This is a genomic window from Janthinobacterium sp. GW458P (assembly GCF_002127585.1).
Lineage (GTDB): Bacteria > Pseudomonadota > Gammaproteobacteria > Burkholderiales > Burkholderiaceae_D > Janthinobacterium.
In genome coordinates, this window is sequence record NZ_NEGZ01000007.1 from 1 (window position 1) to 14,245 (window position 14,245).

The window sequence follows — 14,245 nt, forward strand, 5'->3', positions numbered from 1 at the left end:
GGCGGCACGGCGGCCAGCGCCACGCGCGCCGCTTCCAGCGCGGCGCGCGCCTGCGAGCGGTAGCTGGCGCCATGCGCGGCAAAGCCGCCTTGCGCCGGATCATGTTCGAGAAAGCGCGCATTGTCGCGCGCGATGCCGGCCAGGCGCGAATACGCGGCGCGCAGCGCGCGCCGGGCCGGGCTGAAAGGGTGGATGCGCCACACAGTAAAGCTGAGCACGGTGGCGAACAGGCAGCCGAACATGTACAGGCCCAGGAAGGGCGCGCTCTGCGTCATCGATTCCAATGGATGCGTGACCATCACCACGCAGGCCGTGGCCGCCAGGATGGCCACCTGCGCCGTGGCCGCGCCCCAGATGCGCGCCAGCGCGCCGGCCCAGGAAAACAGCAGCACGGCGATGGCCGCCGTCGCCAGGCCATGGCCGGCCGCCAGCGCGGCCAGCCCGCCCACCACGGTCGACAGCAGGCCGAAACCCAGCATCGAGACGAAACGCATGCGCCGCGTGCCGGCCGCGTCGGCCAGACAGGTCCAGAAGGCGCCGATGGCGGCCCAGGAAAAATCGGGGTGGTCGAACAGCAAACCCAGCAGCAGCATGGCGCTTGAGGCGCAGGCGGCCCGCAGGCCTTCGGACAGGTTCGTTTCATCGATGGCCAGGGTGACCATCCACAGGGGGCGGCGCTGCGCCAGGGTGTCGGTGTAGGCGTGCATGCCCGTCAGCCAGCGGCCGGCCAAGCCGCGCGCGCGGCGATGGAGTTTCCTGAAATGCAAGATGAACTTTGAAGAGGTATCAAAGCGTCATCGTAGCATTCCCCGGCGAAAAATGTTGCAGTGCAATGTAAATCGGCCATGGACGAAGAAAAAGCGACACCGCTGTGTCGCTTTTCTGTCTACAGGCAAACTTAGCTGACGGCAGCCAGGCGCGGCTGGGAACCGCCAAAGCGCTGCTCGATCGAGGCGGCGATGCCGGCGGCGTCCAGGCCCACGCTTTTCAGCAATTGCACGGGGTCGCCATGGTCGATGAAGGTGTCGGGCAAGCCCAGCATCAAAATCGGCTTGACGATACCCTCGGCCGCCAGCGCTTCGGCCACGGCCGAACCGGCGCCGCCCATGATGCAGCCCTCTTCCACCGTCACCAGATAATCATGCTCGGCAGCAAGCTGCTTCACCAGCGCCACGTCGAGCGGCTTGATGAAGCGCATGTTGGCCACCGTCGCGTCGAGCTTGTCGCCCGCCGCCACGCCAGGTGCCACCATGGAACCGAAGGCCAGGATGGCGATGCGCTTGCCCTGGCGCTTGAGTTCGCCCTTGCCGATCTCGATGCTGGTCAGTTCCGGCACGATGGCCGCCCCCGTGCCGGCGCCGCGCGGATAGCGGATGGCGGCCGGGCCCGGGTAGTGGTAACCCGTCGTCAGCATTTGACGGCATTCGTTTTCGTCCGACGCGGCCATGACGACCATGTTCGGGATGCAGCGCAAAAACGCCATGTCGTAGTTGCCCGCGTGCGTGGCGCCGTCGGCGCCCACCAGGCCGGCGCGGTCCAGCGCGAACGTCACGTCCAGGTTTTGCAGGGCCACGTCGTGGATCAGCTGGTCATAGGCGCGCTGCAGGAAGGTGGAATAGATGGCCACGACGGGTTTCAGGCCTTCGCAGGCCAGGCCCGCGCCAAACGTCACGGAATGCTGCTCGGCAATACCGACGTCAAAGTAGCGGGTCGGGAATTGCTGTTCGAACTTGACCATGCCCGAGCCTTCGCGCATGGCCGGCGTGATGCCCACCAGGCGCTTGTCGTGGGCGGCCATGTCGCACAGCCAGTTGCCGAACACTTCCGTGTACGTCATCTTGGCCGGCGCCGTGGCCGGCTTGATGCCCTCGGCCGGATTGAACTTGCCCGTGCCGTGGTACAGGATAGGTTCCGCCTCGGCCAGCTTGTAGCCCTGGCCCTTCTTGGTGACGACGTGCAGGAATTGCGGACCCTTCAATTGCTTGATATTTTGCAAGGTCGGGATCAGCGAATCGAGGTCGTGGCCGTCGATGGGGCCGATATAGTTAAAACCGAATTCCTCGAACATGGTGGCGGGCACGACCATGCCCTTGGCATGCTCTTCAAAGCGCTTCGCCAGCTCCAGCACGGGGCCGGGCAAGACGGATTTGCCAACATTCTTGGCTGCCGCATAGAACTGGCCCGACATCAGCCGCGCCAGGTGGCGGTTCAGCGCGCCCACGGGCGGCGAAATCGACATGTCGTTGTCGTTCAGGATCACCAGCAGGTTGACGTCTTCCTGCACGCCCGCATTGTTCATCGCCTCGAAAGCCATGCCGGCCGTCATCGAGCCGTCGCCGATCACGGCGATCGCGTGCAGCGGGTCGCCCTTGATCTTGGCGGCCTGCGCCATGCCCAGCGCAGCGGAAATGGACGTCGACGAGTGCGCCGTGCCAAACGTGTCGTATTCGCTCTCGTCGCGTTTCGGGAAGCCGGAAATGCCGTCCTTCTGGCGCAAGGTATGCATGCGCTCGCGCCGGCCCGTCAAAATCTTGTGCGAATAGGTCTGGTGGCCCACGTCCCAGACGATGCGGTCGTGCGGCGTGTTGAACACGTAGTGCAGCGCGACGGTCAGCTCGACCGTGCCCAGATTGGACGACAAATGGCCGCCCGTCTTGGAGACGGAATCGAGCAGGAAGCTGCGCAATTCCTGCGCCAGCGGCACCAGTTGCGAGCGGGCCAGCTTGCGCACTTGCGCCGGTTCATTGATGGTTTCTAACAGTTTCATTTATGCCTTCCGCTGCACGACCAGGTCCGCCAGCTCGCGCAGGCGGCGTGCCTTGTCCCCGAATGGCGCCAGCGCCGCATGGGCGTCGCACCGCAATTGTTCTGCCAGGGCCCGCGATGGTTCCAGCCCCAGTATCGATACGTAAGTGGGCTTGTTGGCGGCCGCATCCTTGCCCGCCGTCTTGCCCAGGGTGGCCGAATCGGCCGTCGCGTCGAGCACGTCGTCGACCACCTGGAAGGCCAGGCCGACGGCGCGCGCATAGGCGTTCAGCGCCGTCATCTCGTCCGCCGTCAAGTCCTTGCCGGCCAGCGCGCCGAGGATCACGGCCGCGCGCAGCAAGGCGCCCGTCTTGAGTTGATGCATCTGTTCCAGCTGCGGCAGGGTCAAGGCCAGGCCGACGCTGTCGAGGTCGATCGCCTGGCCGCCGCACATGCCTGCCGAGCCCGACGCGTGCGCCAGCAGCCGGATCATGGCCATTTGCCGCGCGGGAGGAATCGCCGCGCCGTCGGCCAGCAGCATGAAGGCCTGCGATTGCAGCGCGTCGCCCACCAGCAGGGCCGTCGCTTCATCGTAGGCGATGTGCACGGTGGGCTTGCCACGGCGCAAGGCATCGTCATCCATGCACGGCATGTCGTCATGCACGAGCGAATACACGTGAATCATTTCCAGCGCGCAAGCGGCGCGCGCGAGCGTGTCTTGATCCGCATCAAACAGCTCACCGGCCGCCATCACCAGCAGCGGGCGCACGCGCTTGCCGCCGCCCAAGAGCGCATAGCGCATGGCCGCGTGCAGCTTGTGCGGCACGACGTCTGCCGCTGGCAGGAAGTGGTCGAGCCGGCCTTCCACGCCGGACTGGGTCGCCTGCATCCAGTCGCCGAAAGTGACGCCATCTTGTTGAATGCTGGCCATCATTGCGCGGCCTCGCCGGCATCGACGAACGGTTTGAGCATGTCGCCTTCCAGTACTTTCACCTGCGCTTCGACACTGTCGAGCTGGGTAGCGCAATACTTGACCAGTTCCGAGCCGCGCTGGTAGGCCGCGACCGATGCTTCCAGCGGCAACTGGCCCGCTTCCATTTGCGTTACCAGCTGCGCCAGTTCCGCCATCGCCTCTTCAAACGAGGCCGGCGCTGCGGCAGCGGCAGTTAATTTCTTCGACATAGACTCAGATCTCTTCGTGGCACGAGGGGCTTGTAGGGAGACGCCGGGGACTCCCGGCCAGCATAGAAGCGTTATTTTAGAACAAACCACACTATTAAGTGAAAACTAAAGCGCAATCGGCGCGCTCAAAGGAGGGGATGTTGCCAGTTGCTCCATGGATTTTAGCCCAATCGCCCCCGCCCACCGGAAATTCGACGGCAAATGACAATCTTTCTCATTAAAGTGGGCGAATTAGCGGCGGTGATGGCAATGCCGAGGCCGATCCGCGCTATAATCGCCGGTTCTGTCCGAAATACCGTTTCAACAATTTTGAATTCAGGTCTTTGCGGATTCTTTCTCTCTGTAGCGGTTGCCCAGGGAATGGCCTGGGGCACTGCTGACCGTTGTACATTTATGGGGGGTTGGGATGTCCGATCTGGCTACTCACGCCAAGCTGGCGCGCTCAAACGCGCAACTTCCGGTCCACGTCTATTTTGACGAAACGCTACTGCAGCGTGAAATGCAGCAACTGTTCCAGGCCGGCCCGCGCTATATCGGGCATGAGCTGATGGTGCCGGAAACCGGCGATTTTGCGACCCTGGCGTCTGAGAACGAAGGGCGCATGCTCGTGCGCAACGCCAACGGCATCGAAGTGCTGTCCAACGTGTGCCGCCACCGGCAGGCGCTGATGTTCAACGGCCGCGGCAACGCGAACAATATCGTCTGCCCGCTGCACCGCTGGACCTACGACCTCAAGGGCGAACTGATCGGCGCGCCGCATTTCCCCGAGACGCCGTGCCTGAACCTGTCGAAAACGCCGCTGCAAAGCTGGAATGGCTTGCTGTTCGAGCAAAATGGCTACAACGTGATGGAAAAATTGAAAGATTTGTCCGTCTCGAAAGACCTCGACTTCTCCGGCTATATGTTCGACCACGTGGAAATCCACGAGTGCGACTACAACTGGAAGACCTTCATCGAAGTCTACCTCGAGGATTATCACGTGGAACCGTTCCACCCGGGCCTGGGCAGCTTCGTCAGCTGCGACGACCTGCGCTGGGAATTCGGCAAGGATTACAGCGTGCAGACGGTGGGCGTGCACCGCGGCCTGCAGCAGGCCGGCTCGCCCGTCTACAAGAAGTGGCAGGAGCAGGTGCTGCAGTTTCGCGGCGGCGAAGCGCCGCCGTATGGCGCCATCTGGCTGACCCTGTATCCGAACATCATGGTCGAATGGTATCCGCACGTGCTGGTCGTCTCGACCCTGTGGCCCGATGGCCCGCAAAAAACGCGCAACGTGGTAGAGTTCTATTACCCTGAAGAAATCGTGCTGTTCGAGCGCGAGCTCGTTGAAGCGGAACGGGCTGCCTACATGGAAACCTGTGTCGAGGACGATGAAATTGCCCAGCGCATGGATGCGGGCCGCAAGGTCCTGATGCAGCGCGGCGTGAACGAAGTGGGCCCTTACCAATCGCCCATGGAAGACGGCATGCAGCACTTCCACGAATGGTACCGCAGCAATATCGAACTGTAATATTAGTAGAGGGGCCGCATAACGCGGCCCCTCATTCATTTAATTCTACACTTACAACACCTGACAAAACCGTAGCGAGCGGCAGCGCGGCGTGGATAAGAAGCGCAGCTGTACTGCAGTACAGCGAGCATCGCAGGCCGCGCCCCGCGACGCGCAGTAGGTTTGGTCAGGTGAAAGGCCAAAATGCAGTCACTTTGGATGTTATTCGCCAGTTTCATGTTTGCCATCATGGGCGTGTGCGTGAAACTGGCGTCGGATCTATATTCGACCTCGGAAATCGTCATGTACCGCGGCATCATCGGCATGCTCGTCATGAGCTGCACGATTCTGTACCAGGGCGGCAGCTTTAAAACGACGATGCCGGGCCAGCATCTGTGGCGCGGCGTGGTGGGCGTGATCGCCCTGTGGCTGTGGTTTTATGCCATCGCCATCCTGCCGCTGGCCACGGCCATGACCCTCAATTACATGGCGCCCATCTGGATCGCCGTGATTCTGCTGGCCGGCGGCTGGTGGAAAGGCATGCAACAGGTCGAGTGGCCGCTTGTGGCGGCCATCGCCATGAGCTTTGTCGGCGTGACATTGCTGCTGCAGCCCGTATTCGAGACGGACCAGCTGGGCGGCGCCATCACGGCCTTGATTTCCGGCATGCTGTCGGCCCTCGCCTACTTGCAGGTGCGCAAGCTGGGCCTGCTGGGCGAACCCGAATACCGGGTCGTGTTTTATTTCTCGGTCGTCAATTTCCTCGCCGGCGTGATCGGCCACGTGGCCAGCGCCGGCGGCGGCCCCGTCGTCTGGCATGCGCACACGAGCGCCTATGGCGTCGGCTTGCTGGCCGCCGTCGGCCTGTGCGCCACCATGGCGCAGATGGCCATGACGCGCGCCTACCGCCTGGGCAAGACCCTCGTGGTTGCCAATTTACAATACACAGGCATCGTCTTTTCCAGCTTCTGGGGCGTGGTGATCTTTGGCGACCTGTTCGACTGGCACGGCTGGACCGGCATCGCCATCATCCTCGCCTCGGGCATCGCGGCAACCTATTACAATACCCGCAACACGGCCCGTGGCGCCGCCATCGCGCGCACGGATCCCATCGCCAGCGAAGTGTAAAGGAGCCTTTACCTTGTATACGACCTTGATACAGGCCAGCGAACTGGCCAGCCACCTGCATGACAGCGGCTGGGTCATCCTCGATTGCCGCCACGACTTGCTCAACCCCACGGCCGGCAGCGACGCGTTTGCCGCCGGGCACATCCAGAACGCCCAGTTTGCCGACATCGACACGGCCCTGTCCGGCCCCAAGACGGCGCGCGGCCCGGCATTTACGGGCCGGCATCCATTGCCCGACCGCAACGCCCTGCTGGCCGCCCTGCGCGGCTGGGGCATCGATGACGACACGCAAGTGGTGGCCTACGATGGCCAGGGCGGCATGTTCGCCGCCCGTTTGTGGTGGCTGCTGCGCTGGCTCGGCCATCCGAACGTGGCCGTGCTCGACGGCGGCCTGGCCGCCTGGCAGGCGCAAGGTTTGCCGCTGGTCACGCCGGTAGCGCCGCGCCCTGTCGGCAAGCTGACGGAAAAAGCCAGCCTGGTGCGCACGGCCAGCGTGCAGGACATCATCGCCAACCTGGAAACGCAAGCCTTGACCGTGATCGACGCGCGCGCGCCCGACCGATATCGCGGCGAGAATGAAACCATCGACCCCGTGGGCGGCCATATCCCCGGCGCGAAGAACCGTTTCTTCAAGGATAACCTGCAGGCCGATGGCCGTTTCAAGAGTGCCGACGAACTGCGGCGCGATTTCAGCGCCCTGTTTGACGCACCACAAGCGGCCATCATGCAATGCGGCTCCGGCGTGACGGCGTGCCACAACCTGCTGGCCCTGGAAGTGGCGGGCTTGCCCGGCGCAGCCCTGTATCCGGGCTCGTGGAGCGAATGGTGCGCGGACCCGGCGCGGCCCGTGGCGACGGGTAACTAAAAAAAAGCGGACCTCGGTCCGCTTTTTCATGTCCGGTGGATAACTACGAGCTTATCCCCAGCGATTGATTCAACTGCGCCAGTTCCGCCCGCCACGCCTGCTGGCTGGCCGGCTTCTGGTGCCGCGGCTTGCGAGCCAGATCCTCGGCCAGCAATTGCTCCAGTTCGCACAAGCGTTCGAGCTGTTGATCTACATCAGTTTGCGCTGGCGCAAGCGGCGCGCTTTCCACGCGCGCCAGCGGCAACGGCGCCTGCCCATCTTCCACGCTCAAGCGTGCATACGCGCTGGCCGCGTCCGGCCACTCTTCCAGCTGGCCGTCGGCCACTACCCAAAAACGGTTGCACGCCGTTTCGATCAGGTCGCGGTCGTGCGACACCAGCAGACAGCCGCCTGCAAAGCCGCGCAAGGCTTGCCCCAGTTCCGCCTTGCCCTGCATGTCCAGGTGGTTGCTGGGTTCATCGAGCAACAATAAATGATAGCTGGCCAAGGACAGCCCCAGGAACAGCAGCCGCGCCCGCTCGCCGCCGCTCAGGGTGGCCACCGTCTGGCCATGGCGCGCATACGGAAAACCGGCCGAGATCAACGCTTGCCTGCGCGCCACCTGGCTGCGCGCCGCTTCGTTCTGCACGGCAAACGGGTACAGCGCGTCGGACAGGTCGGCCGTATCGGCCAGCTGCTGGAGCGACTGGTCGTAATAGCCGATGTTGGCCGCCTTGTGGTAGCGCAAGTCGGGCCGCTCGTCCTGCGCCAGGATCGCTTGCCAGCACAGGCGCAGCAAGGACGACTTGCCGCTGCCGTTGGCGCCCAGCAAGGCGACCCGGTCGCCCGGCTTCAGCCACAGCTGGCCGGCCTGGAACAGCACGGGAGAAGCCGGCACGGCGCGCACGTCGAGTCCATCGAGCGCCAGCAGCTGGTCGGCCGCCAGCGCCTTGCCGCGCAGGGTCAAACGCCAGGGCGCGCCGTCGCTGACGAACGCTTGCGCATCCTTCAACTTGTCGATGCGCCGCTGCATGGTCTTGGCCTTGCGCGCCAGGTCTTCATTGTCATAGGTGCGGCCCCACAGGGCCAGGCGGGCGCTGCTGGCCGACAGGCGGTCGATTTCCTTCTGTTCGGCCGCGTGGCGGGCGGCAGCGGCCACGTCCATCTCGGCCAGCGCCGCCAGCGCGGGGCCGCAGGGCAAGTCGAAATCGTAGAGGCGGCTATCGCGCAAGATCCAGCTGCGCGTGGCCACGTTGTCGAGCAGGCGCTGGTCGTGCGAGACGAGGATGAAGGCGCCGCGCCAGCGCAGCAGGAATTGCTCCAGCCATAGCAAGGATGGCAAGTCCAGGTGATTGCTCGGTTCATCGAGCAGCAGCACGTTCGGCTCCTGCAGCAGGGCGCGCCCCAGCAGCAAGCGCGTGTGCTGGCCGCCGGACAAGGAATGCACGGGCACTTGCGCCGTGTCGTGCTCGAAGCCCAGCTCGGCCAGCAGGCTGTCGACCCGCCAATGCAGCTCGGGCTGGTCCAGCACGGGCGCCAGCAAGGCGTCGTACAGGCTCAGGCTGGCTAGTTCGGCCGGCAAATGCTGTTCCACGTGCTGCAGGCGGCAGGCACGGGCGACCTGAATGGTGCCGGCCGTCGCTGCCCGCGTGCCGCTGAGCAATCCCAGCAAGGTGGATTTGCCGCAGCCATTGTGGCCGATCAGGCCGATGCGGTCGCCCTGGCGCAAGGTAAAGGCGAGTTCATTGAAGAGGAAACCGTCGTGGGTATCCAGCTGTAAAGCTTGTGTCGAGATAAGGGTAGTCATGGCTCTTGTCTTTGTTCGGGATGCAAGCATCCGCGTTAACAGGAGCGCTAACGACAACGGAGTACCAGGAAAGGACTCGTAAGGGAGGGTAACTTTGCTCTGGCCAGGTTATCGCAGCGCGATAGAACGTGGGCAAGAGCTGGCAAATGCGCTTAAAGAGCGTGCGCGCCACAAGGCGAGCAACAAGTTTTCTTCCATTATATTTTCCTCCTTTCTGTGCAAGTTAGTCAGAAAGGCAATATAGCATAGATGGTATTGCGCCGGCAGAACGGCGTATCAACCGCCGTGGCGCTTGTGCGTCAAAAACAGCACGATGCACACGCCCAGCGCGATCAAGAGCACTTGCGGGATGGTTTCGCGCAGGGTGGCGCGGCGCTGCATCTGCGGCATCAGGTCCGACAGGGCGATATAGATGAAGCCGGACGAGGCGAACACGAGCACGTAAGGGATCAGATTGCTGGCGCGGTCCAGGGTGAAATAGCCGAGCAGGCCGCCAGCCACCGCCATCATGCTGCACAACAAGTTGAACACATAGGCGCGCAGGCGCGAGAAGCCGGCGTTGAGCAGCACGATGAAGTCGCCGATTTCCTGCGGGATTTCATGCGCGATGATGGCCAGGCCCGTGACCAGGCCCAGCTTCGGGTCGGCCAGGAAGGCGGCCGCGATCAAAATGCCGTCCGTAAAGTTGTGCATGCCGTCGCCCACTAAAATCATCCAGCCGGCCTTGCCCGCTTCGTGCTTGTCGTGGCCGTGCGCGTGGTGGTGGCCGTCGCCTTCATGGTGGTGCGAATGGCGCAGGATGGCGAATTTTTCCAGCATGAAAAAGGCCAGCAAGCCCGCCAGCAGGGTGGCGAACAGGCTGCGCGGGTCCGCCTGCGATTCGAACGCCTCGGGCAAGGCGTGCAGCAAGGACGTCGACAGCATGATGCCGACGGACAAGCTGACCATGCGTTCGACCACCTTGGACAGGAATGCAAACGAAAAGATCGCCGCCGCGGTAATGCTCAACACGCCCGCGATCGTGGTCGCGAGCAAAATGGATAAAAGGACGGGATCGATGATTTTCTTACCTCAAAATGGCGCCGGGTCACGGGCGCCCGCTGTGCTGGCGTCTGGCCTGATGACTATTGCTTATTATTTAATTTTTTGCGCGCATGGCGGCGGCGTAGCGCTGCGAAGATGCAATTGTACTGCATTTACACGAAGCGGGCATTTTACAGCCCGGTGCGCTTCTCGCGGCAACTTCTGGAAAATGCAGCTATTTTCTGTTGCGGCTCACGCCACGCCGTGGCTCTTGAACCAGGCTAAACAACGCGCATAGCCGTCTTTCGCATCGGCCGCCACATAGCTGGGGCGGTAATCGGCGTTGAAGGCGTGACCCGCATCGGGATAGACGACGAATTCCGACTTGTTGCCGCCCTTGGCCAACGCGTCCTTCATTTTCGCGATCGATTCCTGCGTGATGCCCGTATCCTTGCCGCCGTACAAGCCCAGCACGGGTACTTTCAAGGTGGCGGCGATGTCGATAGGGTTGCTCGGCTGCAAGGCAGTCGCTTCGCCCACGAGGCGGCCATACCAGGCCACGCCCGCCTTGACGGCCGGATTGTGCGCCGCGTACAGCCAGGTGATGCGCCCGCCCCAGCAAAAACCCGTGATGCCCAGGCGGCTAGTGTCGCCACCGTTCTGTTTCGCCCACGCAACAACCGCGTCGAGGTCCGCCATCACCTGCGCGTCCGGCGTCTTGGCGATGATACCTTTCATCAGTTCCGGGATACTGGCCACCTTGGTCGGGTCGCCCTGGCGCACGAACAGATCGGGCGCCAGCGCCAGGTAGCCCTGCTTGGCGAAGCGGCGCGCCATGTCGGCGATATGTTCATGCACGCCAAAGATTTCCGAAATAACCAATACCACGGGCAAACCTGTCTTGCCTTCCGGCTGGGCCGCGTACACGGGCACAGCCTGGCCATCGACCATGACGGACACGGTAGCCGTGACGAGGCCGGCGGAATCCGTCTTGATGACGTCTTGCGCCGCCACGGGCAGCACGGCCACGGCAAAGCCCGCTCCCAGCGCCACCTTCAGGAAACCGCGCCGGCCGTCCGGCCCGGTCACGCTGCTCTGGCCCAGCAAACTTTCACAATCGGTGATCATGTCGCTCATGCGCTTCTCCTGAAAATGTTGCGTTTATAAATTAGTGCGCTTCGTCCCAGTTCTTGCCGACGCCGACCTCGGCCGTCAGCGGCACTTTCAGCGCGGCCACGCCCGCCATCAGTTCCGGCAACTTGCGCTTGACCAGTTCCAGCTCGGCCTCCGGCACTTCCAGCACCAGTTCATCGTGCACCTGCATGATCATCTTCGTTTGCAGGCCGTCCGTTTCCAGCCAGCCTTGCACGGCGATCATGGCCAACTTGATGAGGTCGGCGGCCGTGCCCTGCATCGGCGCGTTGATGGCCGCCCGTTCCGCGCCCTGGCGGCGCGGGCCGTTCGGCGAATTAATTTCCGGCAACCACAAACGGCGGCCGAACACGGTTTCCACATAGCCGCGCGCCTTCGCTTGCTGGCGCGTGTCTTCCATGTACTGTTTTACGCCCGAGAAACGGGCGAAATAGCGGTCGATATAGCTTTGCGCGGCCGCGCGGTCCACCCCCAGGTTACCGGCCAGGCCGAAGGCGCTCATGCCGTAGATCAAACCGAAGTTGATGACCTTGGCGTAGCGGCGCTGCTCGCTCTGCACTTCCGCGGCCGGCACGCCGAAGATTTCGGCGGCCGTGGCGCGGTGGATGTCGATGCCGTCGGCAAACGCGCGCAGCATGGCTTCGTCGCCCGAGATATGCGCCATGATGCGCAATTCGATCTGCGAATAGTCGGCCGAGACGATGTGGCTGCCCGGCGGCGCGAAGAATGCTTCGCGGATGCGGCGGCCTTCCGCGCTGCGGATAGGAATATTCTGCAAGTTCGGGTCGTTCGACGCCAGACGTCCCGTCACGGCCACGGCTTGCGCATAGTTCGTATGCACGCGGCCCGTGGTGACGTTGATCATCTTCGGCAACTTGTCCGTGTAGGTCGACTTCAGCTTGGCCATGCCGCGGTATTCGAGCAGCACTTTGGGCAGCGGATAATCCTCGGCCAGCTTTTGCAGCACTTCTTCATCCGTCGACGGCGCGCCCGTCGGGGTTTTCTTGACCACCGGCAACTTCAACTTTTCAAAGAAGATTTCGCCGATCTGCTTGGGCGAACCCAGGTTGAACGGCTGCTCGGCCAGTTCATACGCCTTCTTTTCCAGTTCCAGGATCTTCACGGCCAGCTCGGCCGACTGGATGTTGAGCAATGCATCGTCGATCAGCACGCCGTTGCGCTCGATCTTTTGCAAGACGACGGCTGTCGGCATCTCGATCTTTTCATAGATGAAGGTGAGTTTTTCATCATTGGCCACATTGCCCCACATGGCATTGTGCAAACGCAAGGTCACGTCGGCATCCTCGGCCGCGTATTTCGCCGCCTGTTCCACCTCGACCTGGTTGAAGGTGATCTGCTTGGCGCCCTTGCCGCACACGTCCTCGAACGGGATAGTCGTGTAGTTCAGGTGGCGCAGGGCCAGGCTGTCCATGTCGTGTTTCTTGTGCGACTCGAACACATACGATTCGAGCAAGGTGTCGTGGGCGATGCCGCGCAGGGTCACGCCATGGTTGGCGAAGACATGGCTGTCATATTTCAGGTTCTGCCCCAGCTTGGGCTTATTTTCATCTTCCAGCCACGGGCGCAGTTTCGCCAGCACGTGTTCGCGCGTCAATTGCTCGGGCGCGCCCGCGTAGTCGTGGGCCAGCGGGATGTAGCAGGCGGCGTGCTCCGCCACGGACAGGGAAATGCCGACCATTTGCGCCGTCATCGGTTCGAGCGAGGTGGTTTCCGTATCGACGGCGCTCAAAGGCGCCGCGTCGATCAGGGCGATCCATTTGTCCAGCTGTTCGTCCGTCAGCACGGTTTCATACTCGGCCTCGACGGCTGGCGCGGCATCGGCGAACATGTCGCCCGTGGTGTTCGCAACCGATGCGCCAGCCGTTGCAGGCGCGCCGACAGGCGACATCGGCGGCGGCGTGGCGCCCAGTTCGCGCAGCAGGGCCTTGAAGCCGTAGCGCTGGAAGAAGGCCAGCAGGGCTTCCTTGTCTTCGTGCTTCGCCACCAGCGAGTCGGCGATGGTCGTCATGTGGCCGGACAGATCGCAATCGGTCTTGACAGTGATCAAGGCGCGCGCCTGCGGCAGCCAAGGCAGGGCCGTGCGCAGGTTTTCACCGACGGCGCCGCCCACATTGGCCGCGTTTTCCATGATGCCTTCCAGGCTGTCGTATTGCGTCAGCCACTTGACGGCCGTCTTCGGGCCGCATTTCGATACGCCCGGCACGTTGTCCACGGTATCGCCGATCAGCGACAGATAATCGATGATGCGGTTCGGCGGCACGCCGAACTTGACCAGCACGGCCGCCTCGTCGAGCTTTTCGTTGCTCATGGTATTGATCAGGGTCACCTGGCTGTTGACCAGCTGCGCCAGGTCCTTGTCGCCCGTGGACACCACCACGTCCATGCCGGCGGCGGCCGCCTGCACGGCCAGGGTGCCGATCACGTCGTCCGCTTCCACGCCGTCGACCATCAAAATCGGCCAGCCCATGGCGCGCACGGCTTCGTGGATCGGTTCGATCTGCAGGCGCAGGTCGTCCGGCATCGAGGCGCGCGTGGCCTTGTACTCGGGATACATGTCATCGCGGAAAGTTTTACCCTTGGCATCGAAGACGCAGGCGATGTAGGCGGCCGGGTAGTCGGCGCGCAGGCGGCGCAGCATGTTGACCATGCCGTGCATGGCGCCCGTGGGGTAGCCGTCCGGGCTGCGCAGGTCGGGCAGCGCATGGAAGGCGCGATAAAGGTAACTGGAACCGTCGACTAACAGCAGGGTGTTTTGCATAATGCCAATAAAATAAGGTGAGCCGCGCCGGCCTGGAAGAAAAAGCGGCGGGCGGGTGAAAGTTCGCCCAATTATCGCAGAGTTTAGGGCCGCGCCACC

At 63.0% G+C, this 14,245-nt stretch carries 10 protein-coding genes and 1 pseudogene; 3 read left to right on the forward strand and 8 right to left on the reverse strand.

Features of this window, described 5'->3' with window-relative positions:
* The 4 genes and pseudogenes from CBW50_RS07015 to CBW50_RS07030 all read right to left on the reverse strand — a co-directional run.
* A pseudogene (locus CBW50_RS07015) lies at nt 1-707 on the reverse strand (FUSC family protein); the annotation flags it as partial.
* Between the two features lie 191 nt (nt 708-898).
* On the reverse strand, nt 899-2,767 hold the full coding sequence (gene dxs / locus CBW50_RS07020; protein WP_086144879.1) for a 1-deoxy-D-xylulose-5-phosphate synthase: 1,869 nt from the start codon (nt 2,765-2,767) through the stop codon (nt 899-901).
* Nucleotides 2,768-3,679, reverse strand: a complete 912-nt coding sequence (locus tag CBW50_RS07025) for a polyprenyl synthetase family protein (RefSeq protein WP_226936252.1) — start codon at nt 3,677-3,679, stop codon at nt 2,768-2,770.
* Nucleotides 3,676-3,927 (reverse strand): exodeoxyribonuclease VII small subunit, encoded by a 252-nt coding sequence (locus CBW50_RS07030; RefSeq protein ID WP_046683420.1) that lies wholly within the window; start codon nt 3,925-3,927, stop codon nt 3,676-3,678. Before CBW50_RS07030 ends, CBW50_RS07025 begins: the two co-directional genes overlap by 4 nt.
* 406 nt (nt 3,928-4,333) lie before the next feature.
* Here CBW50_RS07030 and CBW50_RS07035 point away from each other — a divergent pair, with 406 nt between their 5' ends.
* From CBW50_RS07035 to CBW50_RS07045, 3 genes are all read left to right on the forward strand, one after another.
* Complete coding sequence (locus CBW50_RS07035) at nt 4,334-5,434, forward strand: aromatic ring-hydroxylating dioxygenase subunit alpha (protein WP_086144880.1); 1,101 nt, start codon at nt 4,334-4,336, stop codon at nt 5,432-5,434.
* A 183-nt stretch (nt 5,435-5,617) separates the two neighbouring features.
* On the forward strand, nt 5,618-6,541 hold the full coding sequence (locus tag CBW50_RS07040; protein WP_086144881.1) for a DMT family transporter: 924 nt from the start codon (nt 5,618-5,620) through the stop codon (nt 6,539-6,541).
* 13 nt (nt 6,542-6,554) lie between these two features.
* Complete coding sequence (locus CBW50_RS07045) at nt 6,555-7,406, forward strand: sulfurtransferase (RefSeq protein ID WP_086144882.1); 852 nt, start codon at nt 6,555-6,557, stop codon at nt 7,404-7,406.
* 43 nt (nt 7,407-7,449) lie between these two features.
* Here the strand turns inward: CBW50_RS07045 and CBW50_RS07050 are convergent, their stop codons facing one another.
* The 4 genes from CBW50_RS07050 to polA all read right to left on the reverse strand — a co-directional run bounded on the left by CBW50_RS07050 (nt 7,450) and on the right by polA (nt 14,146).
* Nucleotides 7,450-9,192 carry an ABC-F family ATP-binding cassette domain-containing protein gene (locus CBW50_RS07050; protein ID WP_086144883.1) on the reverse strand — a complete coding sequence of 581 codons (1,743 nt, stop codon included), beginning with the start codon at nt 9,190-9,192 and terminating at the stop codon, nt 7,450-7,452.
* A 276-nt stretch (nt 9,193-9,468) separates the two neighbouring features.
* On the reverse strand, nt 9,469-10,227 hold the full coding sequence (locus CBW50_RS07055) for a ZIP family metal transporter (RefSeq protein ID WP_076568336.1): 759 nt from the start codon (nt 10,225-10,227) through the stop codon (nt 9,469-9,471).
* Nucleotides 10,228-10,467: 240 nt separating this feature from the next.
* Nucleotides 10,468-11,352 carry a dienelactone hydrolase family protein gene (locus tag CBW50_RS07060; protein ID WP_086144884.1) on the reverse strand — a complete coding sequence of 295 codons (885 nt, stop codon included), beginning with the start codon at nt 11,350-11,352 and terminating at the stop codon, nt 10,468-10,470.
* 31 nt (nt 11,353-11,383) lie between these two features.
* Nucleotides 11,384-14,146 carry a DNA polymerase I gene (gene polA / locus CBW50_RS07065; protein WP_086144885.1) on the reverse strand — a complete coding sequence of 921 codons (2,763 nt, stop codon included), beginning with the start codon at nt 14,144-14,146 and terminating at the stop codon, nt 11,384-11,386.
* Between the last annotated feature and the right edge of the window lie 99 nt (nt 14,147-14,245).